The sequence below is a fragment of the Gramella sp. AN32 genome (assembly GCF_023718305.1).
Classification (GTDB): domain Bacteria; phylum Bacteroidota; class Bacteroidia; order Flavobacteriales; family Flavobacteriaceae; genus Christiangramia; species Christiangramia antarctica.
Genome location: NZ_QEYO01000016.1, coordinates 43,908 through 70,872, shown reverse-complemented (window position 1 = coordinate 70,872; position 26,965 = coordinate 43,908). Strand labels below are relative to the sequence as shown.

Sequence of the window (26,965 nt, the reverse complement as noted above, 5' to 3'; positions counted from 1 at the left end):
TTGTCAGTTAAAGAAATACTAAACAAAATGTGGAGAGTTATTTAACGTTCTTCTTCTGTAGAAATATAAAAATACAACTAGCTGTTATTCAGTATTTTACTATATTTATAGATATTTCTCATCCGATGTTTGTTTTTCCATGCTAACCAGCTAGTTCTAACACTTATCTAAACCAAAAATTATGAAAAACATTCTAGCAATTTTAGTTTTGCTTCTGGCAATAAATCTATCTGCACAAGAAGTTGTATCCCCAGAACATTTGGAACCTGTAAAAGTAGTTGATACGTACCATGGTGTAGAAGTAGAGGATGATTACCGGTATATAGAAAATATGCAGGATCCAAAAGTGCTCAACTGGATGAAAGAAAGCGCCAGTTATGCTGAATCTGTCCTGGATAAAATCCCGGGAAAGGAAGATTTAATGAAGAAAATGCTGGAAATGGACAGCAGGCAAAGCTCCATTGTCTCGAATTTATTCATTTCAAAAAATGATGATTATTATTATTTAAAACGTCTTCCTGAAGATGAAACCGGAAAACTTTATTATAGAAAAGGATTTGAAGGTGCAGAATCATTAATTTTTGATCCTGAAAACTATAAAAAAGATGGAGAGGTAAATTATACCATACATGGAATGCAACCCAGTATTAGTGGAGAAATGGTGGCAGTAAGACTTGCGCCCAATGGTTCTGAAACCGGGGAGATTGTATTTATAGATAAAGATGGAACACAACATTCTGAGACTTTAGAACTTGCTGCTTTCAATATAAGCTGGGATAAGAATGACCAGGCAATCTTTTATCCACGCTTCAATTCTGCAGATATTTCAGATATGACCCGGCAAATGAATACGCAAACCTATAAGCATATTTTAGGGGATGATCCAAAAAACGATATTCCAGTCTTTTCAAATACTACCAATCCTGAATTGAAGATTAGCCCAATGGAACTACCCATTCTTATATATGAAGATCTTACCGATCAATATTATGGAGCTGTGGTTAGCGTAGATAAAGCTGCTAAAATATATATGGCAGAAAATGAGATTCCCGGAAAATGGAAACAGGTTGCTTCCAAAGAAGATATGATCGAAATCCCAAATATCACCAAACACGGAGTTTACTATTTAACTTTTAAAGATGCGTCGAATTATAAAATAGTAAAGTCATCTCTGGAAGATCCTTCACCAGGTTCTGGAGAAGTCGTGGTAGAAGAACCAAAAAATGGGACTATCACCGGGATTTTCGCAAATAATCTGGGATTGTTTTATTCCATAAAAGAGAATGGTGTTCGCAGTAGGCTTTATTATCTTTCAAAAGATTCAGAAGAATCCAGTGAAATCGAATTGCCTTTTGTAGCAGGGAATATTGGACTTTCTGGTACGGCCGGTTCTTCAGATGATGTATGGGTGAATTTAATTGGATGGACGCAGCCTTTAAAACGTTATCACTATAATGTTAAAGAGGATAAATTTACCTTACAAACTCTCAGTTCAGCAGTGGAATATCCTGAATTAAAAGACCTCATGGTAGAGGAAATTATGGTAAAATCACATGATGGGATTGAGGTTCCGGTCTCCATAATATATAATAAAGATTTAAAAATGGACGGTTCAAACCCAGCTATGATCTATGGTTACGGTTCTTACGGGATATCTACAGGTCCGTTTTTTAGTCCTATTACTCTTGCCTACACCACTTATGGTGGTATTTTAGTAGTTCCCCACGTTCGTGGTGGCGGAGAATTAGGAGATGCCTGGCATAGAGCGGGACAAAAACAGAATAAACCAAATACCTGGAAAGATGCTATTGCTACTGCGGAATATTTAATTGATCATGGTTATACCAGTTCAGATAAACTTTCAATTTTAGGTGGAAGTGCTGGCGGAATTTTTGTGGGCAGGTCTATAACTGAAAGGCCAGATCTTTTTGCTGCGGCCGCACCAGAAGTGGGTGTAATGAATCCCGTTCGAGCTGAAGAAACCCCTAATGGACCTGTTAATGCTCCTGAATTTGGGACGGTAAAGGATGAAGGTGAATTTAAAGGTTTAATGGCTATGGATTCATATCATGCATTAAAGGAAGGTGGAAAATATCCCGCCATGCTTATTACTGCGGGAATGAACGATCCACGGGTAATTGCCTGGCAGCCGGCAAAATTCGCGGCAAAAGCTCAAAATTATTCCTCTTCAGATGCCCCTATTTTATTTTTAACCGATTTTGAAAGTGGCCATGGGATTGGAGATAATAAAACAAAGGCTTTTGAAAGTTTTGCCAATGCTTTCTCCTTTTTTTACTGGCAATCTGGCCATCCTCTATTTCAGCCAAATGAGAAGTTAAAAAAATAGATAAACAAACTCAAAATTAATCCCGGTTTTCACTTTACTGAATGCCGGGATTTTCTATTTCTAATTCCTATCTTTGCAGCCGCAAAAACAAAGCATTTAATTCAGAATATATGAAAGCCGGAATTGTAGGATTACCTAATGTTGGAAAATCAACGCTTTTTAATTGCTTGAGCAATGCCAAAGCTCAAAGTGCCAATTTTCCCTTCTGTACCATCGAACCTAATATTGGTGTGGTAAACGTTCCGGATTCCCGTTTAAAGAAATTGGGTGAATTGGTAAATCCGCAACGAATTTTACCTGCAACGGTAGAGATCGTAGATATTGCAGGTCTTGTAAAAGGTGCCAGTAAAGGTGAAGGTTTGGGAAATCAGTTCCTCGGCAATATTCGCGAAACAGATGCGATCCTCCACGTCCTCAGATGTTTTCAGGATGATAATATTGTGCATGTAGATGGTTCTATAGACCCAATTAGAGATAAAGAAACTATCGACATGGAATTGCAGTTGAAAGATCTTGAAACGGTAGATAAGAAACTCGAGAAAGTAAAAAGGGCGGCCAAAACCGGAAATAAAGAAGCTCAAAAGGAAGAAGCGGCTTTATTGAAAATAAAGGCGGGATTGGAACAGGGAAGATCTGTTCGATCAATAGAACTTTCTGAAGACGACCGAAAAGAATTTATAAAACCACTTCAGTTTATTACAGATAAACCGGTAATGTATGTTTGTAATGTAGATGAAAATTCAGCAACTACAGGCAATGATTTTGTTGAAAAAGTAAAAGCAGCTGTAAAAGATGAAAACGCCGAGGTTTTGGTGCTTGCCGTTGGAACCGAAGCAGATATTGCCGAGCTGGAAGATTTTGAAGAAAGACAAATGTTCCTTCAGGATATTGGCCTGGATGAACCTGGTTCAGCTAAACTGATACGAGGAGCTTATACTTTATTAGACCTGCAAACTTATTTTACCGCTGGTGAAAAAGAAGTGCGGGCCTGGACTATTCCTGTGGGGGCTTCTGCGCCACAAGCTGCCGGGGTTATTCATACCGATTTTGAAAAAGGCTTTATTCGTGCTGAGGTTATTGGCTATGATACTTATGTGGAACACGGTAGCGAAGCAAAAGTAAAAGAAGCCGGAAAGATGCGTGTGGAAGGAAAGGAATATATCGTAAAAGATGGCGATGTTATGCATTTCCGATTTAACGTATAGTTAGTCCGTAGTTGGTAGTCGTTAGTTGTAGGTGGTAATCTTGATTATTTAATCTATATAATTCCCCGAAGGCAATCGCGCTATAGACTATAAACTCCGAACCACGAACCCCAAACTAATTAACATTTTTCCTTAAATCATTGTTAATTACTTTAAGCGTTTGCTATTTCAGCTCTTTAAGCTAAACCTTATATTTAGACCGAAACTCCGCAATTTTTATGAGTGAAACTAAATATACCGAAGATAACATTCGGTCATTGGACTGGAAAGAACATATCCGCATGCGTCCCGGGATGTATATTGGGAAACTTGGCGACGGAAGTAGTCAGGATGACGGGATCTACATCCTCCTAAAAGAAGTAATCGATAACAGTATCGATGAATTCGTGATGGGTTCCGGGAAAACTATTGAAATTTCTGTACAGAACCAGCGCGTAATTGTGCGTGATTTTGGACGTGGAATTCCGCTTGGTAAAGTAGTGGATGTGGTTTCGAAAATGAATACCGGAGGAAAGTATGACACCAAAGCATTTAAAAAATCTGTAGGGCTTAATGGAGTTGGTACAAAAGCCGTAAATGCTTTATCCTCTTATTTTCGTGTAGAATCTTCTCGTGACGGTAAAAGCCACGCTGCTGAATTTGAAGCAGGAAATCTTACCGAGGAAGAACATCTTGATGAAACTTCCAGAAGAAGGGGCACCAAGATTACTTTTATACCTGACGAAGCAATTTTCAAAAACTATAAATTCAGAAATGAATATATAGAGAAAATGCTTAAAAATTATGTGTATCTCAACCCGGGATTGACTATCCTTTTTAATGGGGAAAAATTCTATTCAGAAAATGGTTTAAAAGATCTTCTTGGAGATAGCATCAACGCAGAAGATATGTTATATCCTATTATTCACCTTCGTGGGGATGATATTGAAGTTGCCATGACGCATAGTAAATCCCAATACAGCGAAGAATATCATTCGTTTGTAAATGGGCAAAATACGTCACAGGGTGGAACACATCTCGCGGCTTTTCGGGAATCTATCGTGAAAACGATTCGTGATTTTTATGGAAAAAATTATGAATCGAGTGATATTCGAAAATCTATCGTTTCGGCGATAAGTATTAAAGTAATGGAGCCCGTTTTTGAAAGTCAGACGAAAACAAAACTTGGTTCTACAGATATGGGCGGGAAATTTCCAACGGTTAGAACTCATATTAACGACTTTTTAAAAACCAATCTGGATAATTATCTGCATAAAAATCCCGAAACGGCTGATAAACTCCAACGAAAAATCCTTCAGGCAGAAAGGGAACGAAAAGATCTTTCCGGGATTAGGAAACTAGCCAAAGATCGTGCGAAAAAAGCCAGTTTACATAATAAGAAATTAAGGGATTGCAGAATTCATTTAGGTGATAGTAAACACGAAAAATGTCTGGAAACTACCTTGTTTATTACCGAGGGAGATTCCGCGAGCGGATCGATCACTAAAAGTAGGGATGTGATGACCCAGGCGGTATTCAGCTTAAAAGGGAAACCTTTAAACAGTTACGGACTTTCAAAAAAGATCGTTTACGAAAATGAAGAATTCAATTTGCTTCAGGCGGCATTAAATATTGAAGAATCGCTGGAAGATCTTAGATATAACAATATTGTGATCGCCACAGATGCCGATGTTGACGGAATGCACATTCGGTTATTATTGATCACTTTTTTCCTGCAGTTCTTTCCGGAATTGATCAAAGAAAATCATCTGTACATTTTACAAACGCCACTTTTTCGGGTAAGAAATAAAAAGGAAACTATTTACTGTTACAGTGAAATGGAGCGCCGGGCAGCACTCCAGAAGTTATCCGGAAAACCTGAGATTACGCGATTCAAAGGTTTGGGGGAGATCTCCCCGAATGAATTTGTACATTTTATTGGGGATGATATCCGTCTCGATCCGGTGATGCTGGATAAGGATAAATCTATTGAAGAAATGTTAAGTTTTTATATGGGCAAGAATACACCTGATCGCCAGGAATTCATTATAGATAATCTCAAAGTTGAAGTGGACCTAATTGAAGAGTTGGGCGCATGAAGTGTAATAACAAAAGTGAGATAAAAATAATCCCTTCTATCTACATTGTTTTGATAGCGGTGTTTGTGACCAATATTTTTGTGAATATTGAGATCATGGCTTCTGATAGCGAGCAGGAAATAAGCTTCAGCCATTTTCTACCCAATATTATCACATTCATTCTTGCTTTTTATGTGCATAGAATCGGGCAGTCGTTTGATTTTGATAGTGATGGGGAAACCTTGAATTTTAAAAATAACGGAGTATTCTTTTCGAAATTCATGGAATATCGGGTAAAAAAAGCCGAATTTCCTAAACGCAAATTAGCCAAATTCAAATTCGTAGATGTCGGGTTCTATGCTGCACTTACAATTTATATTAAATCCCGAAGAAGGAGCGGATATAAAAAGTACACCTTCAACACAACATTTTTAAGCAGTAAAAAGAAAAAGGGGATGGTGGCTTCCTTAAACAAAGTTTTAGAAACCACACCGAAAGTTACCGCCTAATGAAAGAAAATATTGATGCTCAGGACGAGCAATTTGAAAATAACGAAGAATTAATAAAAGTTACCGGAATGTACAAGGACTGGTTCCTGGATTACGCATCTTATGTGATCCTGGAAAGGGCCGTCCCTGCGATAGAAGACGGTTTTAAACCGGTACAACGCAGGATTATGCATTCTATGAAAGACCTCGATGATGGGCGTTACAATAAAGTGGCAAACATCGTGGGCCATACCATGCAATATCATCCCCATGGAGATGCCAGTATTGGTGATGCCATGGTGCAAATTGGCCAAAAAGACCTTTTGATCGACGCCCAGGGAAACTGGGGAAATATCCTAACCGGGGATAGAGCTGCTGCGCCAAGATATATTGAAGCAAGGCTTTCCAAATTTGCCTTGGAAGTTCTATATAGCCCCAAGCTTACAGAGTGGCAATTATCCTATGATGGGAGAAAACAGGAACCGGTGAATTTACCGGTTAAATTTCCTTTATTACTGGCCCAGGGAGCTGAAGGTATTGCGGTGGGATTGAGCACCAGGTTGCTTCCGCATAATTTTTTGGAATTAATAGATGCTTCGATAAAACATCTCCGCGGAAAGAAATTTGTGTTATATCCCGATTTTCCTACCGGTGGTGTTGCCGATATTTCAAATTATAATGATGGCCTTCGTGGCGGAAGGGTTCGGGTGCGGGCAAAAATAAATCAGCTTGATAAAAATACACTTATCATTTCTGAAGTGCCTTATGGCACAACTACAACCAGTTTAATAGATTCTATCCTGAAGGCTAACGACAAAGGAAAGATCAAAATCAAAAAAATTGAAGATAACACCGCTGCCGAAGTTGAAATTCTTATTCATCTTCCCAGCAACATTTCTCCTGATAAAACCATTGATGCGCTCTTTGCATTTACCCAATGTGAAAACTCTATTGCGCCTTTAGGTTGTGTAATTATCGACCATAAGCCGATATTTTTGGGAGTTTCTGAGGTATTGCGCAGATCTACAGACCATACGTTGCATTTGCTTCAGCGGGAACTTGAAATAAAACTACATGAACTTCAGGAACAGTGGCATTATGCCAGCCTGGAAAGGATTTTTATTGAGAACAGGGTTTACCGGGATATTGAAGAAGAAGAAACCTGGGAAGGTGTAATCCAGGCGATAGATCGAGGCTTGGCGCCACATACAAAACATTTAAGAAGAGCGGTTACTGAAGAAGATATCGTTCGGCTTACAGAAATTCGCATTAAAAGAATCTCAAAATTCGATTTAGGTAAGGCGCAACAAAAGATTGAAGCACTGGAAGGTGAGATCGCTCAGGTAAAGCATCACCTTGACAATATTGTTGATTTTGCGGTAGATTACTTTAAAAAGTTAAGAAAAGATTACGGCGAAGGAAAGCAGCGTAAGACAGAGCTTAAATTATTTGATGACATAGAAGCCAGCAAAGTGATTATTCGCAATACAAAACTCTATGTGAACAGAGCGGAAGGTTTTGTGGGAACCAGTCTTAAAAAGGATGAATATGTTGCTGATTGCTCAGATATTGATGATGTGATTTGTTTTACGGCAGATGGAAAAATGATGGTCACTAAAGTGGACGCAAAAACCTTTATTGGTAAAGATATCATTCATGTGGCCATTTTCAAGAAGAAAGATAAGCGCACTATCTACAACATGATCTATCGTGATGGGAAGGCCGGGAAGGCCTATGTAAAGCGTTTCAGTGTAACTTCAGTAACCCGGGATAGGGATTATGATATGGCACAGGGAAAGAAAGATTCTAAAGTGCTCTATTTTTCGGCCAATCCTAATGGAGAGGCAGAGATCATCACTATTTTCCTAAGGCAAATGGGAAGTATCAAAAAGCTGAAATTTGATCTTGATTTCTCTGAAATCCTTATAAAAGGCCGTAAAGTAAAAGGGAATATTGTTACTAAATATTCGGTTAAGAAAATAGAATTAAAAGAAGAAGGGGTTTCTACCTTAAAACCGCGTAGAATATGGTTTGATGAAACCGTGAAAAGATTGAATGTGGATGAACGTGGTGAACTTTTAGGCGAATTTAAAGGAGAAGATCGCTTATTGATCATTACCCAGGATGGGGTTGCTAAAACTATAAAGCCAGAACTCACTACGCGTTTTGATGAAGAAATGATCGTGCTGGAGAAATGGATCAAAGACAAGCCAATTTCCGCAATTTATTGGGAACCGGAGAAGGAACGTTATTATGTAAAGCGTTTTCTATTAGAAAATTCAGATAAAGAAGAATCTTTTATCAGTGAACATCAGGATTCATTTTTGGAGCTTGTTTCTACAGATTATTATCCAATGGCAGAGATCGTTTTTACTAAAACCAAAGGTAAAGAGCGTAAAGAAAGTGAGGAAATCAATATTGAAGAATTTATTTCGGTGAAGGGTATTAAAGCTCTTGGTAACCAGTTAACTACTGAAAAGGTAAACCAAATTAATTTACTGGATCCCATGCCCTACGAAGGCCAGGAAGAAGTGACTGAGGAAGAGAAAGATGACGAAATAAATATTTCGGAAATAACCGGAGAAGTGATTAAAAATGGAGACATAAACAAACCCGATCCGGAGAATTCTTCAGAGTCTCAAACAAAATTATTTGACGAATAACAATGGGTATATTTAAAGAATTTAAAGAATTTGCCGTAAAAGGTAATATGGTAGATATGGCGGTGGGGATCATTATTGGTACCGCTTTTAATAATGTTGTGAACGTTCTCGTAAAACAAATTATCATGCCGCCTCTGGGAATGATGACCAACGGCATAAATTTTTCAGATAAAGAGGTCGTGCTTAAGGAAGCCATTGGGGTTGAAGGGAGCGAAAACTATGTGGAAAAAGTTTCCATTGGCTACGGGCTTTTAATTGAAACTTTTATAGATTTCATCATCATTGGCTTCGTAGTTTTTATTATCGTAAAACTGATGAACCGATTTCGCAACAAAGCCCAGGACCCTAAAAACAAGGAAGTGGTTACCCCTAAAGACATTGAATTGCTGGCCAATTTGAACGACCTTATGGAAGAGCAAAACCGCATCCTGAAAGAAAGAAACCTTTAGTCGCTTATCTTTTTTACTGAACCACGCGCTTTCTGAGATTCTCCCACCTGTCCATATTCAAAGGTATAGCCATCTTTAGTGGTGGTGAGTATTTTCATGTGGATTGCTTTCTCCTCCGCCATACTATTCGGATTGGTGTTTCTGAGGATATATTCGCAATCATTTATCCAACGCACCTTTGAAGTATCTGTCTTTCCCTGAAATTTCTCGATTTCAATAGAATCATTTCTTATAAATTCAGAAGTCACCAATTCTCCATTCAAATAAGTTTCGAATTGAAAAGTACCTGTATGGAAGTCAGTACACCTCTTTTCCTGGTTGAAACATGAAGAAGTTAAAAGGTAAAGGAAGAATAGAAGCAGCAATCTTTTCATACTGCAAAATAACTCAATCTCTTTCTAAAATTCAATTTTCAAAGGCATCAAAAGTCCCATCTTTATAAAAGATCACTATTCTCTGTATATCTTTTGACGCGCCTGGCTGAATTTTGTCAGTTTTTTCGGGACGATCATTCTTCTCTGAGGACAATCCAGGATTTAGGTCTTCTGGAATTGTGAGAGGGTTTGACTTTCCAGGTTTTTGATGAGAGGAGGGAAAAGTTCCTTTTCCATTTAGTAGCCAGTACAATTCAACTTCAGGAAAACTCTTCACAATCTTCATGACAAAATCCAGACTTGGTTTATTTCTTCCGGAAAGAAGGTGGGAGATGGAGGAGCGGCCCACCTCAATTTTATCAGCAAATGAAGCAGCCGATAAATCATAATATTTCATGATTTTCTCGAGTCTTTCGGTGAAGTTTTTAGTGTTTACCATTGTGAAATCTAAAATAGCAAATTCCCTTGTTACAATTGTAATTATAATTTATTTTTTTATGTATATTAAAGAATATCTCAAATGAATAACTGTATCTTTTACTTCATATAAACAAATATAAAATACTAAAATACAATTATTTAACTTACAATTTTTAATCAGTTGGATTATTTCCAAAATTCATAATCTTATTTGAACTATTTCTGTTTACAATTGTGTAAGAATAAAGTATTTTTAAATGTTTACAATTGTAAAATTTAAGATGTTTAATTTTGTAAACATGGATACTTTAAATCTTGAAAAATTTATTTCAGAAGAGGCTTATTTAACGCAAAAATATTCTGGTATCAAAGGCAGACATTTGCATGCGGGGCATCTTAAAAAATTTCTGAATTGCTTAGATGATTCCTTTCAAAAAATTGAAATTGGAAACTCTGTTGAGAAGGAATCTATTTTCAGAATTCAATTTGGAGAGGGAAATATTAAAATTCTGGCCTGGTCACAAATGCACGGAAATGAAGCTACGACCACCAAAGCCGTTTTTGATCTTTTTAATTTTTTCAATCTAGAACCGAAAAATAAGCTGGTAGAATTTTTAAAAAAATCTATCATTATATATGTCATCCCTATTCTTAATCCAGATGGGGCTAAAAATTATACCCGTTTCAATGCAAACAAGATCGACCTGAACCGAGACCTTCAGGAATTAAGTCAGCCGGAAAGCGTGATTCTTAAAGAACAATATCATAAAATTCAACCTGATTTCTGTCTTAATCTTCACGATCAGCGCACCATCTTTAGTGCGGGAGATAAAAAAGAGCCAGCTACATTATCTTTTTTAACACCATCCAGGAATGAAGAGCGTTCGATTGATGAAAGCAGAAAAGCAAGTATGGGTTTAATAGCCAGCATCAATGCAGAACTTCAAAAATGGATCCCGGGAAAAGTGGGTAGATATGATGATGCCTTTAATATAAATTGCGCGGGTGATACTTTTCAAAGCCTGAATACGCCTACCATCTTATTTGAAGCCGGACATTTTCCGAAAGATTACTCCCGGGAGGAAACCAGGAAATATGTTTTTAAAGCAATTATAACCTGTTTGTTTAAAATCGCTCAAAATTCAGATCTAAAAAAAGATTATAAAAAATATTTTGAAATTCCTGAAAATGCAAAACTGTTTAATGATATATTAATCAGAAATTATGAGCTCAAAGGCAAGAGAAAAGATATCTCCATTCAGTTTAGGGAAGAATTGAAAAATAATCAGATAAAATTCGTTCCGGTTATAGATTCAATAGAAAATGACCTCCTAAAGTATGGCCATCTTGAAATTAATGCAGAAACTGATAATGTCCAGATTATCACCGAAGATAAAATTATCGAAAACGTTATAGTTAATAAAATTGTCATAAATAGTGAAGATTTAGATTTATTTCCGGCAGAATTATCCAATTAATTATTAAATATTCAATGATTTTGTATTAATTTTGAACTTCATTAAAAAACAGCTTTTAAAAATGGCCAAGTTTAAATTAGACGAAACAGATCATCAGATTCTTGATATGTTGATTGAAAATACCCGTACACCTTTTACGGATATTGCAAAGAAATTACTCATTTCAGCGGGAACTGTTCATGTTCGCGTAAAGAAAATGGAAGAAGCGGGAATTATTATCGGTTCTTCATTAACCTTGGATTATAAAAAACTTGGTTATGCTTTTATTGCATACGTAGGAGTTTTTCTTCAGAATACTTCACAAACGAAATTTGTTTTAGAAAGAATCAATGAAATTCCTTTTGTTACGGTAGCCCATGTGACTACTGGTAAATTCAATGTATTCTGTAAAATTCGTGCGAGAAATACCCAACATGCGAAAGAAATTATTTTTCAGTTAGATGATATTGAAGGCGTTTACCGTACTGAAACTATGATCTCTATGGAAGAAAGTATTAATGATAAAAAACGCCTGATGCATTCTATTTTTAAAGAAATGTAGGCAGCTTGAACTTATTTTCATAACCCTTTAAGCTGCCAGGTTTAAAGGGTTTTTTTATAAAAATTAACCACCTCGAAACATAATTTATGAACAGAGAACCAAAATTAGACCGATTTAATGACAATGTACTTGCCAAGTATGATGTCTATAACAGCATTTTTCTAACCTTACCTTATACTGAAATCAAAAAAACGGGAGCATTACTGCCTTTGTTTCAGGAGATTTGTGAGAAAGGTTTTCAAATGAATAAGAATCCTTCAGAAATCGTAGAACGCTTCTTTGATAAATATGGGGAAAAGCCTTCAGAAGAAGAAAAAATAGACTTGCTCTTTAGATTTATCCAATATATCGAAAGACAGGTGGTTTTATTTGATGCTATTGAAGATGCTTCTTTTCCCATCGTAAATAATATGGAAGGTCGTGGAACCTTACGGAATGTAAAGGAAGAAGCCGAAGCAAAACAAAAATTGGGGGAGTTGCAGGAATTTTTAAAAAGGTTTAGTGTACGCCCTACGCTTACCGCTCATCCCACACAATTTTATCCAGGATCTGTATTAGGGATAATCACAGATTTGGATAAAGCGATCCAAAAGAATGACCTGATTAAAATTCGGTTGTTACTAGCGCAATTAGGAAAGACACCGTTTTTTAATAAAGAAAAGCCAACTCCTTATGATGAAGCGGTATCCCTGATCTGGTATTTTGAAAATGTATTTTATCAGAGTGCAAGTAAGATTCATAATTACATTCAGCAGAATGTTTTTGATGGGGAAGATATTGGAAATGAAGTAATCAGCTTAGGTTTTTGGCCTGGAGGTGATCGGGATGGAAATCCTTTTGTGACCACTGAAATTACTTTAAAAGTTGCAGAACGATTAAGAAGAACTATCCTGCTCAACTATTATCGCGATGTTAGAAAACTGAAAAGAAGATTAACCTTCCGTGGACTTCAGGACACTATGTCTGAAATTGAAAACGATATTTATTATTCTGCCGTTTCACAATCTGGAAGGATAAAATTAAGTCTGGAAGATTTCAAGCAGAAATTAAAAGATGTTCGTACAGTATTAGAAGAAAAACATCAATCACTCTTTGTGGAGGAAGTAGATGATCTTCTTAATAAACTGTATCTGTTCGGCTATCATTTCGCTACCCTGGATATTAGACAGGATAGCAGTAAGCATTTAGAAGTTCTGGAGGAAGTGATTGAGCTTTCTCAAAATTCAGAAGATCTTCTGCCGGCAGATTTTAAAGAGCTTGATGAAGAAGCACAGGTGAATGCACTTACGCATGCGCAGGGTAAAATTGATGTGGGATCATTGCCTGAAGGAATGGGTAAATCTACCTTGTCGTCTATATATGCGATGAAAGAGATTCAGCAAACCAATGGGGAGAAAGGGGCAAACCGATACATTATTAGCAACTGCGGGAGTGTTCAGGGTGTTTTACAGCCATTTGCATTTATAAGGATGTGTGACTGGGAAAAGCCTACCGTAGATGTTATTCCGTTGTTTGAAACGGTCCCAGATCTTCAAAAAGCTCATGTGGTCATGGAGCAACTTTATAAAAATAAAGTGTATCGTGAGCATTTAGACAGAAGGGGGAATAAACAATCAATCATGCTTGGCTTTAGTGATGGAACCAAGGATGGTGGTTATTTGATGGCGAACTGGAGTATTTATAAAGCCAAGGAATCACTTACCAAAATTTCAAGGGAATATGGAATTAAAGTGGTCTTTTTTGACGGCCGTGGAGGACCACCAGCTCGTGGAGGAGGGAAAACCCACCAATTCTATGCTTCCCTGGGACCTACTATTGAAAATGAAGAAATACAGTTAACAGTACAGGGACAAACGATTAGTTCAAACTTTGGGACTAAAGATTCCTGCGGATATAACCTGGAACAATTGATTAGTGCAGGAATTTCTAATGAAATCTTCAGTGAAGGAAAAAATATTATAAGCGATGAGGATAGGGAAACGATGACCGAACTGGCTGATATTAGTTATCAGGCATATTCCGACTTTAAGAAGCATCCCAAATTTATTCCATATTTGGAAAAAATGAGTACGCTTAAGTATTATGCAAATACAAATATTGGAAGCAGGCCTTCTAAAAGGAATAATTCGGCTGAACTGAATTTATCAGATCTTCGCGCAATTCCTTTCGTGGGAAGCTGGAGCCAGTTAAAACAAAATGTTCCGGGATTCTTTGGAGTGGGAACCGCCATTCAAAAATTAGAAGAAAAAGGGGATTTTGAAAAAGTTAGACAGTTATATCTGAATTCTGAATTTTTTAAAACCCTTTTGGAAAACTCGATGATGAGTATGACCAAATCTTTCTTTCCATTAACGGCTTATATGCAGGATGATCCTGAATTTGGTAAATTTTGGCAAATTATCCATGAAGAATTCTTGAGGACAAAAGCTTTGTTATTGAAAATAGCAGGATATAAAGACCTTATGGAAAATCAACCTGCAGGAAGGGCTTCCATACAGGCCCGGGAAAGGATTGTTTTGCCACTACTAACCATACAACAGCATGCTCTTAGAAAGGTTCAGGAATTAAGTAAAGATGATTTGAATGAAGAAAAACTGGGAATCTATGAGCGAATGGTGACGAGATCCTTATATGGCAACATTAACGCCAGCCGAAATTCAGCATAATGAAAGCAGAAGATCTAGCCCAGGACGAAATTGGTGATTTTTATTGGGATTATATTCGTTTAAATGAGAAGGAGGAATCATTAAACGATCTTTTGGTTTCCAATCAGGAAAAAGTCATTGATTTCTTTCAGGAAATTCCGGAAGGTAAATGGAAGTATCGTTATGCGGAAGATAAATGGACAATCCTGGAAGTCCTTCAGCATTTAATTGATACTGAAAGGATATTTCAATATCGTGCTTTGGCAATTGCCAGGAAAGAGCAAACTTCCTTACCGGGTTACGATCATAATTCTTATGTAAATTTTTCTGAAGCCAATAAACGAAATCCTTCAGATTTAATTGAAGAATTTAAATATGTAAGAAGTTCCGGGCTATATTTATTCCGTAACTTTAATGGAGTGATGCTGAAAAACAGAGGTAATATGAATGGAAATAATGCCACACCTGGGGCTATTGGTTTTGTTATTTGCGGTCACGCTTTACATCATAGAAATATTATAAAGGAGAGATATTTATAATGCTGAAGTCATTAAAAATTTTCTTTAAGCTCTTAAAAAAAACCTACATAAGTTGGGATAAAAATGAGCCTTACGCCAGGGCAGCAACTATTGCGTATTACGCTTTATTCTCTCTGCCTTCGCTGCTTATTATCGTGGTGAGTATTGCCGGGTATTTCTTCGGAAGAGATGCCGTAACCGGCAGGTTAACCAGTGAAATTGGCAAGTTTATAGGAATGGAATCTGCGGAAGCTATTCAGTCTATGATTGAGAATGCCGCACTTTCCAGTGATTCTACCTGGGCTATCATTTTTGGTCTGGCCATGCTTATATTTGGTGCGACCGGGGTTTTCTTCCAGCTTAAGATTGCCATGAATAACATTTGGAATATTGCCGCCAAGCAAACCAATTTTTGGCGAATGGTACTGGATAGGGCAATCTCCTTAGGAATGGTCTTCGTTATTGGTTTTTTACTACTCATTGCATTGGTAATTTCAGCTTTGGTAAAAATTATTGCGATGAATATCGATCGGTTTTTTCCCAATATGTCTGAATTCCCTATTATTGTCCTCAATTATTTCCTCTCCTTTTTATTTATCACCATCCTGTTTTCCGCGATCTTCAAATTGCTACCCGATATTAAAATAAAATTTAGGACAACTTTTGTGGGGGCTGCACTTACTACGATTTTGTTTCTAATTGGGGAATCTATTCTAAGTTTCTATTTTGGCCAGAGTAAACCTGCTTCTGTCTATGGTGGCGCATCTTCAGTGGTTTTAATACTACTGTGGGTTTACTATACTTGTTTAATCGTATTTTTTGGTGCTGAATTTGTAGTTCAATATGCCCTGTTTAAAAAGGAAAAAGTAGAGCCCAATAGATTTGGTGAACCTGCTATCTATCAGGAAATGGCCAAATTGGAACAACGACGTGTTCAGCTAAAAGAAGAAAAGCATATTGTTGACCGTTTGAGGGCTCATTTAGATCTTGACGATGATAATGACGAAACCCAACCATCTTCTTAAGATAGTTTAACTCCACAAGCCCTTATTTTAGTAGCTTCTTAATACTTTTCGGAGTACCTCTGCCTTATCTTTGAATGAATCAAAAATGAAAAAGATTATGGAAAAGAGAATTGCAATTTTAGCTACAAACGGTTTTGAAGAAAGCGAATTAAAATCACCCAAAGAAGCTATGGAAAATGAAGGCTTCCAAGTGGATATCGTAAGTTTAAAAAAGGGATCTATTAAATCGTGGGCTAAAGACGACTGGGGAGAAGATTATTCAGTCGATTATACTTTAGATGATGTTACTGCAAAAGATTACAACGCTCTGGTTTTACCCGGCGGTGTGATGAATCCGGATAATTTGAGAACTGATGAAAATGTTTTAAAATTCGTTCGTGATTTTTTTGAACAAAAGAAACCGGTTGCAGCCATTTGTCATGCAGCCTGGACGTTGATCAATGCCGATGTGGTTAAGGGTAGAACGATGACATCTTATCATACCCTAAGAAAAGACCTTGAAAATGCAGGGGCTTATTGGATTGATAAAGAAGTGGTTGTAGATGAAGCTTTTGTTACCAGTAGAAATCCTGATGATTTACCTGCCTTTAATGCAAAAGTAATTGAAGAAATTAAAGAAGGTAAGCATGAATTGCAACATGCCTAATATTAAAAATTGCTATGAAAAAGGAAAAGGAACGCATTTCGCGTTCCTTTTTTTTATTTATCAAGGTCTTCATCTTCCATTTCCTCTTCATCAGCTTTTTCCGGAATATCTACAATTGGATCATTAAATTCGGAATCTTCATAATCGTCTTCGTCAAAATTCGCCATAGAATTTTCAAGCCTGGTGCTCACTTTTACTAAATAAATGGTGTCCTCGGTACGAACTTCAACAGCTTCCACCGATTCATTTTTAGCATTTTTAAATGCGATAACTTGATCATCATCATATCCATCAGGATATTTTTCTACTAACATTCCAAGAATTTCCGGAGTTAGTTTTTTGTAGTCTACGATTATTCTTTTCATAGTTAATTTGGTTTATGCAAGTATAAATAAAAAACCAATTCAGATGCAAAGGTTAATTTATTTATCTCGAATTTTAATTTTTCGATCCTTAATTATTTAAATAATAATGAAATGATTCCTTAACCAATTCTTCAGATACCTGGCAATCAATTACGGGTTCCCCTATGTCTTTTAAAAGTACAAACTGGATCTTTCCATGTTCATTCTTCTTATCATATTTCATCAACTGCTGAATCTTCTCAATATCATTTTCTGAAAATAAATGCGACTGGTACATATCTTTGATAATTGCTGAAATTCGTTTCAGTTTTTCTTCCGGAAACCCCTGAGTCTTTGCTGAAATATAAGTTTCCAAAATCATCCCAATAGCAATGGCCTCGCCATGTAAAAGTTTCTCCCTTTCGGGATGCGTTAGCAAATAAGATTCGATAGCATGTCCTAAGGTATGACCATAATTTAAGGTTTTTCGAATATTTCTTTCATAAGGATCTTTCTGCACGACTTTCTTTTTGATTTCCACAGATTCCTTTATAATAGTATCTAATGCTTCCGGTAGTAAGTCTTTTAATGCTGAAACTTTCTCCCAGTAGTTTTCATCGGCGATAAGTCCATGCTTCAATATTTCGGCTAAACCACTTCTCATTTCTACCGTTGGTAAAGTTTCAAGATAAGCGGAATCGATCAAAACCATTTCCGGTTGTACGATAAAACCTATCTGATTCTTCAAATTACCCAGATCTACACCAGTTTTCCCACCAACTGAGGCATCTACCATAGATAGGAGCGTAGTGGGAATATTCACGAAGGCGATCCCTCTTTTAAATGCGGAGGCCACGAATCCTCCAAGATCTGTAACCACACCTCCTCCTAAGTTGATGATAAGCGCTTTTCGGTCAGCTTCCAATTCAGACAAGGCATTCCAGACTCCTTCACAGGTTTCCAGGTTTTTAAATTCTTCGCCGGCATCAATTTCAATAACTTCAATTGGGTGCGATGTTTCCAGCCTGGAAAGAAACTTTGAGAGACAATGGATATGAGTATTAGCATCTACCAGCACAAAAATTTTAGAATGATTGGTTTCTTTTAAAAAATCATTCAGTTTTTTATATCCGTTTTCAGCGTAATAAACCGGATTTAAGTCGGCTTTAGATTCCTTCATTCTGTTGGTATTTAAGCTCCGAAATTAAAGAGAATTTATCAAACTTTTCAAATTTCAATATTTATATTTGCCGCAATTAACGGGTATAATGATTAGAAGTAAAATATTTAACGATACTAAATCTGCATTTAAACTCAAATCGAATGCCGATTTAGACAGAGCAGTGTTCTTATTCAGTATGATGGACAGGCCCACCCTGGTAAAAATTGGATCTGCGATCACTGAGTTTTCTTTGAAAATGCACCTGCCTGTAGAATTTCTAATTAAAAAGACAATTTTCGAACAATTTTGTGGTGGGGTAACTACAGAGGAGTGCAAACCTCTTCTAAAGAAAATGTATGCTGAAAATCTGCACACAATTTTAGATTATTCCGTAGAAGGAAAAGAGACTGAAGAAGATTTTGATACTTCCATAAATAAAAAACTGGAACTAATCGATTATGCCAGCAGGAACCGGGAAGTATCTTTTGCCATGTTTAAGCCTACGGCAATAGGAAGGTTTGAAATTTGGGAAAAAGTGACCATGAAAGAAGATCTTTCTCCAGATGAAGTAGAGGAGTGGAACAAGATAATTAAGCGGGTGGAAAAACTTTGTAGTCATGCTTATGATAAAAAAGTAAGGTTATATGCAGATGGGGAAGAAACCTGGATGCAAAGCGCTGCTGATGATCTTATGGAACAAATGATGCGAAAGTATAATAAAGAAGAAGTTTATATTATAAATACGCTACAATGTTATCGTTGGGATCGTCTTGAATATTTAAAAGAGCTCCATGAAAAAGGAAAAAAGGACGGGTTTAAAATAGGGGTCAAGATTGTGCGTGGTGCTTATATGGAAAAGGAAAATGCCCGGGCAAAGAAAATGGGCTATCCTTCCCCCATTTGTGAATCTAAAGAAGCAACCGATGTTAACTTCAACGGGGTTCTTTCTTATTGTTTGGATCATCTGGAAGATATTTCAGTTTTTATTGGAACCCATAACGAAGTGAGTAGTTATCTTGCCTTACAAATTATGGAAGATAAGGGCATTGCTATGGACGATGAAAGAGTGTGGTTTAGCCAGCTCTACGGCATGAGTGACAACATCAGTTATAATCTGGCGAAAAAGGGATATAATGCGGTAAAACTTGTTCCGTTTGGCCCGGTTAGGGACGTAGTCCCTTATTTGTTAAGAAGGGCTCAGGAAAACACCTCGGTTAGGGGACAAACCGGGAGGGAACTTTCCTTATTATTAGAGGAAAAAAAACGCAGAAAAGGTGACAAATCTACGAGACACTCCAGAAATTAAGAATGCATAAAATAACCGGGTTCATTTTCTACCGAATTCTCGGTTGGCGCTTAAAAGGAAAAATTTCAAAGTTTGTTAAGAAATGCGTGGTGATTGTAGCTCCGCATACCAGTTCTTTTGATTTTTTTATGGGCTTGATGGTTCGAAACCTTCTGCAAGTCCCCATTGATTGGATTGGAAAAAAGGAATTGTTCAAACCGCCATTTGGCTGGTATTTTAAATGGACAGGAGGAAACCCACTGGATAGAGCCGGAAAAAAGCAAAAAGTTGATTCCATCGCATCTATGTTTTCAAACAAGGAAACTTTTAGATTGGCACTATCACCGGAAGGAACCCGAGAAAAAACCTTAACCTGGAAAACCGGGTTTTATTATATCGCTTTAAAGGCGGAAGTTCCCCTTATCATGGTGAGTTTTGATTATGGAACAAAAACCGTTAAAGTTTCCGAACCATTTTATCCTGAAGGGAATTTTGAAAAAGATTTTGGAGTAATTAAAAAATTTTATGCCGGAGTTCTTGGAAAGAACCCTCATAAATTCTAATTATTCTTCTGAAGTTTCCATGGTGTGATAGACGTTTTGCACATCATCATCTTCTTCCAGTTTCTCCAATAATTTTTCTACATCTTCAACATCTTCCCCACTTAAAAGTTTTGTAACCTGCGGAATTCTTTCAAATCCTGAAGAAATGATTTCGATATTCCTGTTTTCAAGTTCTTTCTGGATACTTCCAAAATTTTCAAAAGGTGCGTAGATATGGATTCCATCTTCGTCCTCGAAAACTTCTTCTGCACCAAAATCAATTAATTCCAACTCCAATTCTTCCGGATCCTGACCTTCGTTGCTTATGGTGAAATTGCAGGTATGATCAAACATAAATTCCACAGAACCTGAAGTTCCAAGATTCCCATCACATTTATTAAAATGTGAGCGAATGTTGGCAACTGTACGATTATTATTATCGGTAGCGGTTTCCACGAGAACGGCGATACCATGCGGAGCATAACCTTCAAAAAGTACAACCTTATAATCACCCTGGGATTTATCTGAAGCGCGCTTGATTGCACGTTCAATATTATCTTTAGGCATGTTTACACTTTTCGCATTCTGAATAACTGCCCGCAATTTTGAATTTGCATCAGGATCTGGCCCGCCTTCTTTTACCGCCATCACAATATCTTTACCAATTCTGGTAAATGCTTTGGACATGGCCGACCAGCGTTTCATTTTTCTTGCTTTCCTAAATTCAAATGCTCTTCCCATAGTGTACTTTTAAAAAGTCCCGGCGCAAAAATATAAAAAAGCTCCAAATTATCATGGACAATTTGAAGCTTCTGATTCTTACAGTTATTTTCGATTAATTTGATGCTTCAATAATATCTTCAATGGCTCTGGCCAGTTTAAAATCTTTCTCGGTTACCCCATCTTCATCATGGGTAGAGAGGCTAATTTCAACTTCGTTATAGGAATTTGCCCAATTGGGGTGATGTTGTAAAGCTTCAGCTTCAAAGGCAATTCTCGTCATTACTGTAAATGCTTCTTTAAAATTTTCAAACTGAAAAGAAGTATGAATCGCATTTTTCGCATAAGTCCATCCCTGGAAATCATTCAGTTTTTTCTCAATTTCAGAATCGCTTAATTTGCCCATAATCTTTATTTTTGGTTGAATACTCAATTTAGAAATTCAAAAGGAGAAAGATGAATTTAGTGAAATCAATTAAGTTAAGATTAACAGCTAAAGCTTTGTTGAGGCCTCCACAACATCCTTGACCGTGATTTGAAGGTTTTTAGGAAGTTTGTTGTCTTTAGGTAAAACCGCCAGGTATCGATCATTATTGGAATCATATACATTTTTGAAAAGCGGATTTTCATATCCCAAACCTTCGCAAATATCCTCGATAAAATCTTTTTGATGTATAAGGTCTTTCGAACCTAAATGAAAAACGCCCTGCTTATTTCTATTGATTATATAATGAATTTGCTGGGTTACTTTTTGAATTTCAGTAGTATTTATAACCACATTCGGGAAAACTTCCATCGCTTCATTTACATCCAGAAATCCCCGTATTTCTTTCACTCTGGGGGAATTTTTTCCAAAAACCATAGGCAGGCGCACGATATTATACATATGGTTGGGAAGTCGTAACAGCGCATTCTCAATTTTGATCTTAAATCTACCGTACACACTCATACTAAGTGTTTTATCATATTCGTAGGAAGGATAATTTGTGAAAGCATCAAAAACATTCGCTGAACTAATAAAGATTAGTTTGCTTTTAAAATTCACTAAATATCTGATAATGGAAAAATGCAGGTTTACCTGGGCATCGAAATTTCCCCGAGTTGCAGAGATTATGATATCTGGTTTTAAATTCTGAAGAAGGATGTCAATATTTTCAGTTTCCATATCAAACTGATGGAACTGATGGTTTTCCTCGAAAAAATCATTTGGGGTTCTAAAGCTACAATGCGTATTAAAATAGGGCAGGAGCTCTTTGTAGAGTGCATTGCCAATAAATCCGCTACCGCCTAAGATCAATATTTTTTTCAAAAAAATTATCCTTTATAAAAGGGCAATTTCACCTGTGTGGCAGAGACCGCTTTTTTGCGAATTTGAATGAAAATTTTATTTCCAAAACCCGCCTTTTCCGCAGGAATATATCCTAATCCAATCCCCTTGTCCAACGATGGTGACATAGTGCCCGAAGTGACTACTCCAATTTTCTTACCATTTTCATCTACAATATCGTAACCCTGTCTTGGTATTCCTTTTTCATCAAGTTCAAAGGCAACAAGTTTTCTAGAAGCACCCTTTTCTTTTTCAGCTTTTAGAGCTTCAGAATTGATAAAATCTTTGCTGAATTTTGTGATCCACCCAAGCCCGGCTTCTATTGGGGAAGTAGTGTCATCAATATCATTTCCGTAGAGGCTATACCCCATTTCCAATCTAAGAGTATCCCTTGCAGCAAGGCCAATAGGCTTGATCCCGAAATCTTTTCCTGCCTCCATTACCGAATCCCAAATTTGCTCTGCGTCGTCATTTCTGAAATAGATTTCAAAGCCACCACTTCCTGTATATCCCGTTGCTGAAATAATCACCTTTTCTATGCCGGCAAAAGTTCCAAGTTTAAAGGTGTAGAACTTCATGTTTTTTAGGTCAACATCGGTAAGGGATTGCATAGCTTCCGCTGCTTTGGGCCCCTGGATTGCCAACAATGACATCTCGTCGCTCATGTCGCGCAAAGTAGCATCCATGGAATTATGCTGAGAGATCCAGTTCCAGTCTTTTTCGATGTTGCTGGCATTTACAACCAGTAAATATTTTTCTTCGTCTATTTTGTAAATAATAAGATCGTCCACAATCCCGCCTTCATGATTAGGCATACACGAATACTGCGCCTGCCCGTTCACCAGTTTCGAAGCGTCATTGCTGCTAATAGATTGTATGAGTTCTAAAGCGTGGGTTCCGGAAATTAAAAATTCACCCATGTGGGAAACATCAAAAACCCCCAGGTTTTCCCGCACATTTTGATGTTCCGCATTCACACCTTCGTAAGAAACAGGCATGGTAAATCCTGCAAAAGGAATCATTTTGGCATTGAGTTCTTTATGTTTGGTAGATAGGGCAATCTCTTTCATTATTTTCAAAAATTTGCCCAAATTTATTCAATCTAATCTGAATACAATACGATTTGAAGCTTTTTATAGGATAATGTTCAAAATGCTGAATTTAGATATTTATATTTGAGTTGAAAGTTGAATGAAAGTTATCTTATGAAAATACTTACTGCTGCGCAGATTGCCGAGGGAGATCGAATTACGATTGAAAGACAAGGCATAACTTCAGAAGAATTAATGGAAAGAGCGGGAACGCTTATTTTCAAACAAATTCACAATCGTCTACAGGGGGCACAAATTCCGGTTAAAATTTTCTGCGGAATAGGAAATAACGGTGGTGATGGTTTGGTGGTAGCCCGCCATTTAGTGCAGCATGGATATACCGTGGAAGTTTATGTGGTAAATTATACTGATAAACGCTCCGATGATTTTCTGAATAATTACGAGAAATTTAAGGAGACCACCAAAGACTGGCCACAATTGATCAAAGAAGAAGATGGTATTCCTGAAATTGATCAGGGGGATTTTGTGATCGATGCTATTTTTGGGATTGGTTTGAACCGCAAGATTAAAGGCTGGATGTGTAAATTGATAGAGCGTATCAACAAATCTGGCGCATTCGTTTTGGCCATTGATATGCCCAGCGGACTTTTTCCTGATAAAATCAGTCAATCTGATGCTATCGTTCATGCAGATTATACGCTAAGCTTTCAGAATCCAAAACTTAGTTTTTTCCTGCCTGATACTATGGATTATGTGGGGGAATTTCAGGTGTTGGATATAGCAATAGACAGGCAATACCTCGCTGAAGTAAAATCTGAAACATTTTTGGTAGGAAAGGAGCAGGCTAAAATTTTATATAAACCAAGAAAACCTAATTCACATAAAGGCGATTATGGAAATATCTTAGTTGCCGGCGGAAGTTATGGAAAAATGGGAAGTGTGTTATTAACTGCTACAGCGGCAATGCATACAGGCACAGGTCTATGTACCTTATACATTCCCGAATCTGGCTATACTATTATCCAGACGGGACTTCCTGAAGCTATGGTAATTACAGATAAGAATGCAAAAATCCTATCTGATTTTCCGAAAAATTTTAAAGCAGATACTGTTTGTTTTGGTCCCGGAGCAGGCACAGCAGAAGAAACTGTGCATTCATTAGAAAATTTTTTAAAAAAGCAAAAAACTCCTATGCTCATTGATGCAGATGGTTTAAATATTCTTTCACAACATAAAGGTTTACAGGATCTGCTTCCTGAAAATTCAATTTTAACTCCGCATCCCGGGGAGCTAAAAAGGCTACTAGGGAAATGGAAAGATGATATTGAGAAACTAAAATTAGCAAAGGAATTCAGTAAAAAATATAAAGTGATCATCGTCATCAAAGGAACTCATACCATGATTATTAATAGGGATGAAATTTATATCAATACTTCTGGTAATCCGGGAATGGCAACAGCAGGTAGTGGTGATGTGCTATCCGGGGTGATTACCTCGTTGCTGGGTCAAAAATATGATCCACCGGTAGCCGCAGTTTTAGGAGTGTATTTACATGGGCTTTGCGGGGATATTATTGCTGCTGATGAAGGATTTGAAGGTTTAACTGCTGGTATGATTGCCCAAAATATGGGTAGCGCTTTTAAAGCCTTATTTGAGAATCAGGAAATAGCATAAATTAAAGAATAATCAACAAAAACTTATTTTACTTGGAAATTTGTTGCAAAGCGTCCTTTTAAAGGAGATTTTTGTAATTATATTCATAATAACAAAATGCAAAAATATCATTATATAAGTTCTGCGGTTTTAGATCTTCAGGAAATTTCTGAAATTTTAAATGAAAATAAATTGCTGGAACTAAGTGATGAGTCCAAATTAAATATTCGAAAATCCAGGGAGTACCTGGACAAAAAAATAAAAGCGAGTGATAAGCCTGTTTATGGAATTAATACTGGCTTTGGTGCATTATGTAACGTAAAGATCAATTCTGAAAAGCTTACGGAGCTTCAGGAAAATCTGGTACGTTCCCATGCTTGTGGGACAGGAGATTTGGTAGAAGGTGAGATCGTTAAATTAATGCTTCTTTTAAAAATTCAGTCTTTAAGTTATGGTAATTCCGGAGTTAGCATGGAAACTGTAGAAAGGCTTATTGAAATGTTCAATCTCGGGATTCTTCCCATAATTTATGCGCAGGGTTCTCTGGGGGCATCGGGCGATCTTGCGCCATTAGCCCATTTATCATTGCCTTTGATTGGTGATGGTGAAGTGGTTTACGAAAATGAAAAAATTTCCGGAAATGAGCTTTTAAATAAATTGAACTGGGAGCCACTCAAACTTAAAAGTAAAGAAGGATTGGCGCTGCTTAACGGAACTCAATTCATGAGCGCGCATGCAGTGCACTCTTTGCTGAAGGCTTATAGATTATCTTATTTGGCAGATTTAATTGGCGCAATTTCCATGGATGCGTTTGATTGTAATTTATCCCCGTTTGATGAATTGGTGCATTTGGTGCGACCACACCGGGGACAGATTAAAACTGCGGAACGAATTCGTAATTTTTTAGAGGGAAGTGAAATTTCAAAATCTGAAAAAGAGAATGTTCAGGATCCATATTCTTTCAGGTGTATTCCGCAGGTGCATGGAGCGACCAAGGATACCCTGGCTTTTGTTCGAAAAACCATAAAAACTGAAATTAATTCGGTTACTGATAATCCCAATATTTTTATTGAGGAGGATAAAATTATTTCCGGTGGAAATTTTCATGGTCAGCCATTGGCGTTAGGTATGGATTATCTGGCCATCGCTTTATCTGAACTGGCTAATATTTCTGAAAGAAGAACTTATCAGCTGGTTTCAGGTTTGCGAGGATTACCACATTTTCTAGTGGAGAATCCTGGTTTAAACAGTGGCTTTATGATTCCACAGTATACCGCTGCAAGTATCGTAAGCCAGAATAAACAGTTATGTACACCGGCTTCGGTTGATTCTATTGTTTCGTCAAACGGACAGGAGGATCATGTAAGTATGGGATCAAATAGTGCTACCAAATTGGTGAAGGTAGTAGAAAATTTAAATTCAGTATTAGCTATTGAACTATTTAATGCAAGCCAGGCACTCGAATTCAGGATGCCTAAAACTACCTCCAAAATTCTTCAGGATACTTTAAAAGATTTTAGAAAGGAAGTCCCCTTTTTAAAAGAGGACAGAGTTATGGCTCCATTTATTCAAAAATCAAAATCGTTTTTAGAAAATTATTCTCTAAGCGTATATCTGGATTAAAAACTGGAATTTATCCAGGAAATTGCGTCTTCTAGATTTTTAAAGACCTCGAATTTTTCAGGATTTTTAAAAAATTTCTTTTCAATTATTAAAGCGTTATTTCTTGTGATTTCCTTTTCACTTACAATTGCCAGTCCAACTAAATTATGTATTTCCGCAAGATCGGCATATACAAACGGGTCTACGGCAAAGGAATTTACGCGATAAGAAATAATGCCGAACGGTTTATTAATATATAAGTGTTTGGCAATTTTAATGATCTCATGGTTTTTTTCAGAATCGAATAAAATTCCCTCATTAAGCCTTACAATGAGATAATTATTATGAGCAGTAATAGTCCCGAATTTTAAGACTAAGTCTTCGGTTAGCATATGGAGTAGGGTTTAAAATGTTAAATCTAT

Annotated in this window: 25 protein-coding genes; 16 read left to right on the top strand and 9 right to left on the bottom strand. The window is 37.0% G+C overall.

Annotated features, from left to right (window positions below; genetic code table 11):
* Nucleotides 1-181 precede the first annotated feature (181 nt).
* From DHD80_RS15430 to mscL, 6 genes are all read left to right on the top strand, one after another.
* A complete protein-coding gene (locus DHD80_RS15430) occupies nt 182-2,347 on the top strand; it encodes a prolyl oligopeptidase family serine peptidase (RefSeq protein WP_251742357.1) in 2,166 nt (721 codons plus the stop codon).
* Nucleotides 2,348-2,457: 110 nt separating this feature from the next.
* Nucleotides 2,458-3,552, top strand: a complete 1,095-nt coding sequence (gene ychF, locus DHD80_RS15425) for a redox-regulated ATPase YchF (RefSeq protein ID WP_251742356.1) — start codon at nt 2,458-2,460, stop codon at nt 3,550-3,552.
* A 218-nt stretch (nt 3,553-3,770) separates the two neighbouring features.
* Nucleotides 3,771-5,630: a DNA topoisomerase IV subunit B gene (locus DHD80_RS15420; RefSeq protein WP_251742355.1), complete on the top strand. Its 1,860-nt coding sequence runs from the start codon at nt 3,771-3,773 to the stop codon at nt 5,628-5,630.
* Entirely contained in the window at nt 5,627-6,118 is a 492-nt protein-coding gene (locus DHD80_RS15415; RefSeq protein ID WP_251742354.1) for a hypothetical protein, read from the top strand. The genes DHD80_RS15420 and DHD80_RS15415 overlap by 4 nt, the downstream gene beginning before the upstream one ends.
* Nucleotides 6,118-8,760 carry a DNA gyrase/topoisomerase IV subunit A gene (locus DHD80_RS15410; protein WP_251742353.1) on the top strand — a complete coding sequence of 881 codons (2,643 nt, stop codon included), beginning with the start codon at nt 6,118-6,120 and terminating at the stop codon, nt 8,758-8,760. The genes DHD80_RS15415 and DHD80_RS15410 overlap by 1 nt, the downstream gene beginning before the upstream one ends.
* Before the next feature lie 2 nt (nt 8,761-8,762).
* The gene (gene mscL, locus DHD80_RS15405; RefSeq protein WP_251742352.1) at nt 8,763-9,209 is read left to right on the top strand and encodes a large-conductance mechanosensitive channel protein MscL; all 447 of its coding nucleotides are present in this window, start codon (nt 8,763-8,765) and stop codon (nt 9,207-9,209) included.
* Here the strand turns inward: mscL and DHD80_RS15400 are convergent.
* Entirely contained in the window at nt 9,206-9,583 is a 378-nt protein-coding gene (locus tag DHD80_RS15400) for a DNA topoisomerase IV (RefSeq protein WP_251742351.1), read from the bottom strand. The two genes, mscL and DHD80_RS15400, sit on opposite strands and share 4 nt — an antisense overlap.
* A gap of 31 nt (nt 9,584-9,614) precedes the next feature.
* On the bottom strand, nt 9,615-10,022 hold the full coding sequence (locus DHD80_RS15395) for a helix-turn-helix transcriptional regulator (protein ID WP_251742350.1): 408 nt from the start codon (nt 10,020-10,022) through the stop codon (nt 9,615-9,617).
* A gap of 238 nt (nt 10,023-10,260) precedes the next feature.
* Between DHD80_RS15395 and DHD80_RS15390 the strand changes: the two genes are divergently transcribed.
* The 6 genes from DHD80_RS15390 (at nt 10,261) to DHD80_RS15365 (ending at nt 16,856) form a co-directional block, all read left to right on the top strand.
* Entirely contained in the window at nt 10,261-11,481 is a 1,221-nt protein-coding gene (locus tag DHD80_RS15390) for a M14 family zinc carboxypeptidase (RefSeq protein ID WP_251742349.1), read from the top strand.
* 61 nt (nt 11,482-11,542) lie between these two features.
* Nucleotides 11,543-12,022: a winged helix-turn-helix transcriptional regulator gene (locus tag DHD80_RS15385; RefSeq protein ID WP_251742348.1), complete on the top strand. Its 480-nt coding sequence runs from the start codon at nt 11,543-11,545 to the stop codon at nt 12,020-12,022.
* An 86-nt stretch (nt 12,023-12,108) separates the two neighbouring features.
* Nucleotides 12,109-14,688, top strand: coding sequence for a phosphoenolpyruvate carboxylase (locus DHD80_RS15380; RefSeq protein WP_251742347.1), 2,580 nt, complete (start codon nt 12,109-12,111; stop codon nt 14,686-14,688).
* The gene (locus tag DHD80_RS15375; RefSeq protein ID WP_251742346.1) at nt 14,688-15,206 is read left to right on the top strand and encodes a DinB family protein; all 519 of its coding nucleotides are present in this window, start codon (nt 14,688-14,690) and stop codon (nt 15,204-15,206) included. The genes DHD80_RS15380 and DHD80_RS15375 overlap by 1 nt, the downstream gene beginning before the upstream one ends.
* Nucleotides 15,206-16,210, top strand: a complete 1,005-nt coding sequence (locus DHD80_RS15370) for a YihY/virulence factor BrkB family protein (RefSeq protein ID WP_251742345.1) — start codon at nt 15,206-15,208, stop codon at nt 16,208-16,210. Before DHD80_RS15375 ends, DHD80_RS15370 begins: the two co-directional genes overlap by 1 nt.
* A 97-nt stretch (nt 16,211-16,307) precedes the next feature.
* Nucleotides 16,308-16,856, top strand: a complete 549-nt coding sequence (locus DHD80_RS15365) for a type 1 glutamine amidotransferase domain-containing protein (RefSeq protein ID WP_251742344.1) — start codon at nt 16,308-16,310, stop codon at nt 16,854-16,856.
* A gap of 53 nt (nt 16,857-16,909) precedes the next feature.
* Here the strand turns inward: DHD80_RS15365 and DHD80_RS15360 are convergent, their stop codons facing one another.
* Entirely contained in the window at nt 16,910-17,221 is a 312-nt protein-coding gene (locus tag DHD80_RS15360; RefSeq protein WP_251742343.1) for a hypothetical protein, read from the bottom strand.
* Nucleotides 17,222-17,309: 88 nt separating this feature from the next.
* On the bottom strand, nt 17,310-18,380 hold the full coding sequence (gene aroB / locus DHD80_RS15355) for a 3-dehydroquinate synthase (protein ID WP_251742342.1): 1,071 nt from the start codon (nt 18,378-18,380) through the stop codon (nt 17,310-17,312).
* An 88-nt stretch (nt 18,381-18,468) separates the two neighbouring features.
* Between aroB and DHD80_RS15350 the strand changes: the two genes are divergently transcribed.
* Nucleotides 18,469-19,668 (top strand): proline dehydrogenase family protein, encoded by a 1,200-nt coding sequence (locus tag DHD80_RS15350; protein WP_251742341.1) that lies wholly within the window; start codon nt 18,469-18,471, stop codon nt 19,666-19,668.
* A gap of 2 nt (nt 19,669-19,670) precedes the next feature.
* Nucleotides 19,671-20,210 (top strand): 1-acyl-sn-glycerol-3-phosphate acyltransferase, encoded by a 540-nt coding sequence (locus DHD80_RS15345; protein WP_251742340.1) that lies wholly within the window; start codon nt 19,671-19,673, stop codon nt 20,208-20,210.
* On the opposite strand, the gene DHD80_RS15340 is transcribed toward DHD80_RS15345, so the two are convergent.
* The 4 genes from DHD80_RS15340 to gcvT form a co-directional block, all read right to left on the bottom strand.
* Complete coding sequence (locus DHD80_RS15340) at nt 20,211-20,930, bottom strand: YebC/PmpR family DNA-binding transcriptional regulator (RefSeq protein WP_251742339.1); 720 nt, start codon at nt 20,928-20,930, stop codon at nt 20,211-20,213.
* A gap of 94 nt (nt 20,931-21,024) precedes the next feature.
* Nucleotides 21,025-21,315: a 4a-hydroxytetrahydrobiopterin dehydratase gene (locus DHD80_RS15335; protein ID WP_251742338.1), complete on the bottom strand. Its 291-nt coding sequence runs from the start codon at nt 21,313-21,315 to the stop codon at nt 21,025-21,027.
* 87 nt (nt 21,316-21,402) lie between these two features.
* Nucleotides 21,403-22,218 (bottom strand): sugar nucleotide-binding protein, encoded by an 816-nt coding sequence (locus tag DHD80_RS15330; RefSeq protein WP_251742337.1) that lies wholly within the window; start codon nt 22,216-22,218, stop codon nt 21,403-21,405.
* Between the two features lie 5 nt (nt 22,219-22,223).
* On the bottom strand, nt 22,224-23,306 hold the full coding sequence (gene gcvT, locus DHD80_RS15325) for a glycine cleavage system aminomethyltransferase GcvT (protein WP_251742336.1): 1,083 nt from the start codon (nt 23,304-23,306) through the stop codon (nt 22,224-22,226).
* A gap of 135 nt (nt 23,307-23,441) precedes the next feature.
* Between gcvT and DHD80_RS15320 the strand changes: the two genes are divergently transcribed.
* Together DHD80_RS15320 and hutH are read left to right on the top strand one after the other, a co-directional pair.
* Nucleotides 23,442-24,962, top strand: a complete 1,521-nt coding sequence (locus DHD80_RS15320; protein ID WP_251742335.1) for an NAD(P)H-hydrate dehydratase — start codon at nt 23,442-23,444, stop codon at nt 24,960-24,962.
* Between the two features lie 96 nt (nt 24,963-25,058).
* Nucleotides 25,059-26,564, top strand: a complete 1,506-nt coding sequence (gene hutH / locus DHD80_RS15315) for a histidine ammonia-lyase (protein ID WP_251742334.1) — start codon at nt 25,059-25,061, stop codon at nt 26,562-26,564.
* Here hutH and DHD80_RS15310 read toward each other — a convergent pair.
* Nucleotides 26,561-26,935 (bottom strand): hypothetical protein, encoded by a 375-nt coding sequence (locus DHD80_RS15310; RefSeq protein ID WP_251742333.1) that lies wholly within the window; start codon nt 26,933-26,935, stop codon nt 26,561-26,563. The two genes, hutH and DHD80_RS15310, sit on opposite strands and share 4 nt — an antisense overlap.
* Nucleotides 26,936-26,965: the final 30 nt, after the last annotated feature.

Bases quoted from the DNA above. Each gene is read 5' to 3' on its own strand.
- DHD80_RS15430 (WP_251742357.1), top strand. From the start codon at position 182: ATGAAAAACATTCTAGCAATTTTAGTTTTGCTTCTGGCAATAAATCTA.
- ychF (WP_251742356.1), top strand. From the start codon at position 2,458: ATGAAAGCCGGAATTGTAGGATTACCTAATGTTGGAAAATCAACGCTT.
- DHD80_RS15420 (WP_251742355.1), top strand. From the start codon at position 3,771: ATGAGTGAAACTAAATATACCGAAGATAACATTCGGTCATTGGACTGG.
- DHD80_RS15415 (WP_251742354.1), top strand. From the start codon at position 5,627: ATGAAGTGTAATAACAAAAGTGAGATAAAAATAATCCCTTCTATCTAC.
- DHD80_RS15410 (WP_251742353.1), top strand. From the start codon at position 6,118: ATGAAAGAAAATATTGATGCTCAGGACGAGCAATTTGAAAATAACGAA.
- mscL (WP_251742352.1), top strand. From the start codon at position 8,763: ATGGGTATATTTAAAGAATTTAAAGAATTTGCCGTAAAAGGTAATATG.
- DHD80_RS15400 (WP_251742351.1), bottom strand. From the start codon at position 9,583: ATGAAAAGATTGCTGCTTCTATTCTTCCTTTACCTTTTAACTTCTTCA.
- DHD80_RS15395 (WP_251742350.1), bottom strand. From the start codon at position 10,022: ATGGTAAACACTAAAAACTTCACCGAAAGACTCGAGAAAATCATGAAA.
- DHD80_RS15390 (WP_251742349.1), top strand. From the start codon at position 10,261: ATGTTTACAATTGTAAAATTTAAGATGTTTAATTTTGTAAACATGGAT.
- DHD80_RS15385 (WP_251742348.1), top strand. From the start codon at position 11,543: ATGGCCAAGTTTAAATTAGACGAAACAGATCATCAGATTCTTGATATG.
- DHD80_RS15380 (WP_251742347.1), top strand. From the start codon at position 12,109: ATGAACAGAGAACCAAAATTAGACCGATTTAATGACAATGTACTTGCC.
- DHD80_RS15375 (WP_251742346.1), top strand. From the start codon at position 14,688: ATGAAAGCAGAAGATCTAGCCCAGGACGAAATTGGTGATTTTTATTGG.
- DHD80_RS15370 (WP_251742345.1), top strand. From the start codon at position 15,206: ATGCTGAAGTCATTAAAAATTTTCTTTAAGCTCTTAAAAAAAACCTAC.
- DHD80_RS15365 (WP_251742344.1), top strand. From the start codon at position 16,308: ATGGAAAAGAGAATTGCAATTTTAGCTACAAACGGTTTTGAAGAAAGC.
- DHD80_RS15360 (WP_251742343.1), bottom strand. From the start codon at position 17,221: ATGAAAAGAATAATCGTAGACTACAAAAAACTAACTCCGGAAATTCTT.
- aroB (WP_251742342.1), bottom strand. From the start codon at position 18,380: ATGAAGGAATCTAAAGCCGACTTAAATCCGGTTTATTACGCTGAAAAC.
- DHD80_RS15350 (WP_251742341.1), top strand. From the start codon at position 18,469: ATGATTAGAAGTAAAATATTTAACGATACTAAATCTGCATTTAAACTC.
- DHD80_RS15345 (WP_251742340.1), top strand. From the start codon at position 19,671: ATGCATAAAATAACCGGGTTCATTTTCTACCGAATTCTCGGTTGGCGC.
- DHD80_RS15340 (WP_251742339.1), bottom strand. From the start codon at position 20,930: ATGGGAAGAGCATTTGAATTTAGGAAAGCAAGAAAAATGAAACGCTGG.
- DHD80_RS15335 (WP_251742338.1), bottom strand. From the start codon at position 21,315: ATGGGCAAATTAAGCGATTCTGAAATTGAGAAAAAACTGAATGATTTC.
- gcvT (WP_251742336.1), bottom strand. From the start codon at position 23,306: ATGAAAGAGATTGCCCTATCTACCAAACATAAAGAACTCAATGCCAAA.
- DHD80_RS15320 (WP_251742335.1), top strand. From the start codon at position 23,442: ATGAAAATACTTACTGCTGCGCAGATTGCCGAGGGAGATCGAATTACG.
- hutH (WP_251742334.1), top strand. From the start codon at position 25,059: ATGCAAAAATATCATTATATAAGTTCTGCGGTTTTAGATCTTCAGGAA.
- DHD80_RS15310 (WP_251742333.1), bottom strand. From the start codon at position 26,935: ATGCTAACCGAAGACTTAGTCTTAAAATTCGGGACTATTACTGCTCAT.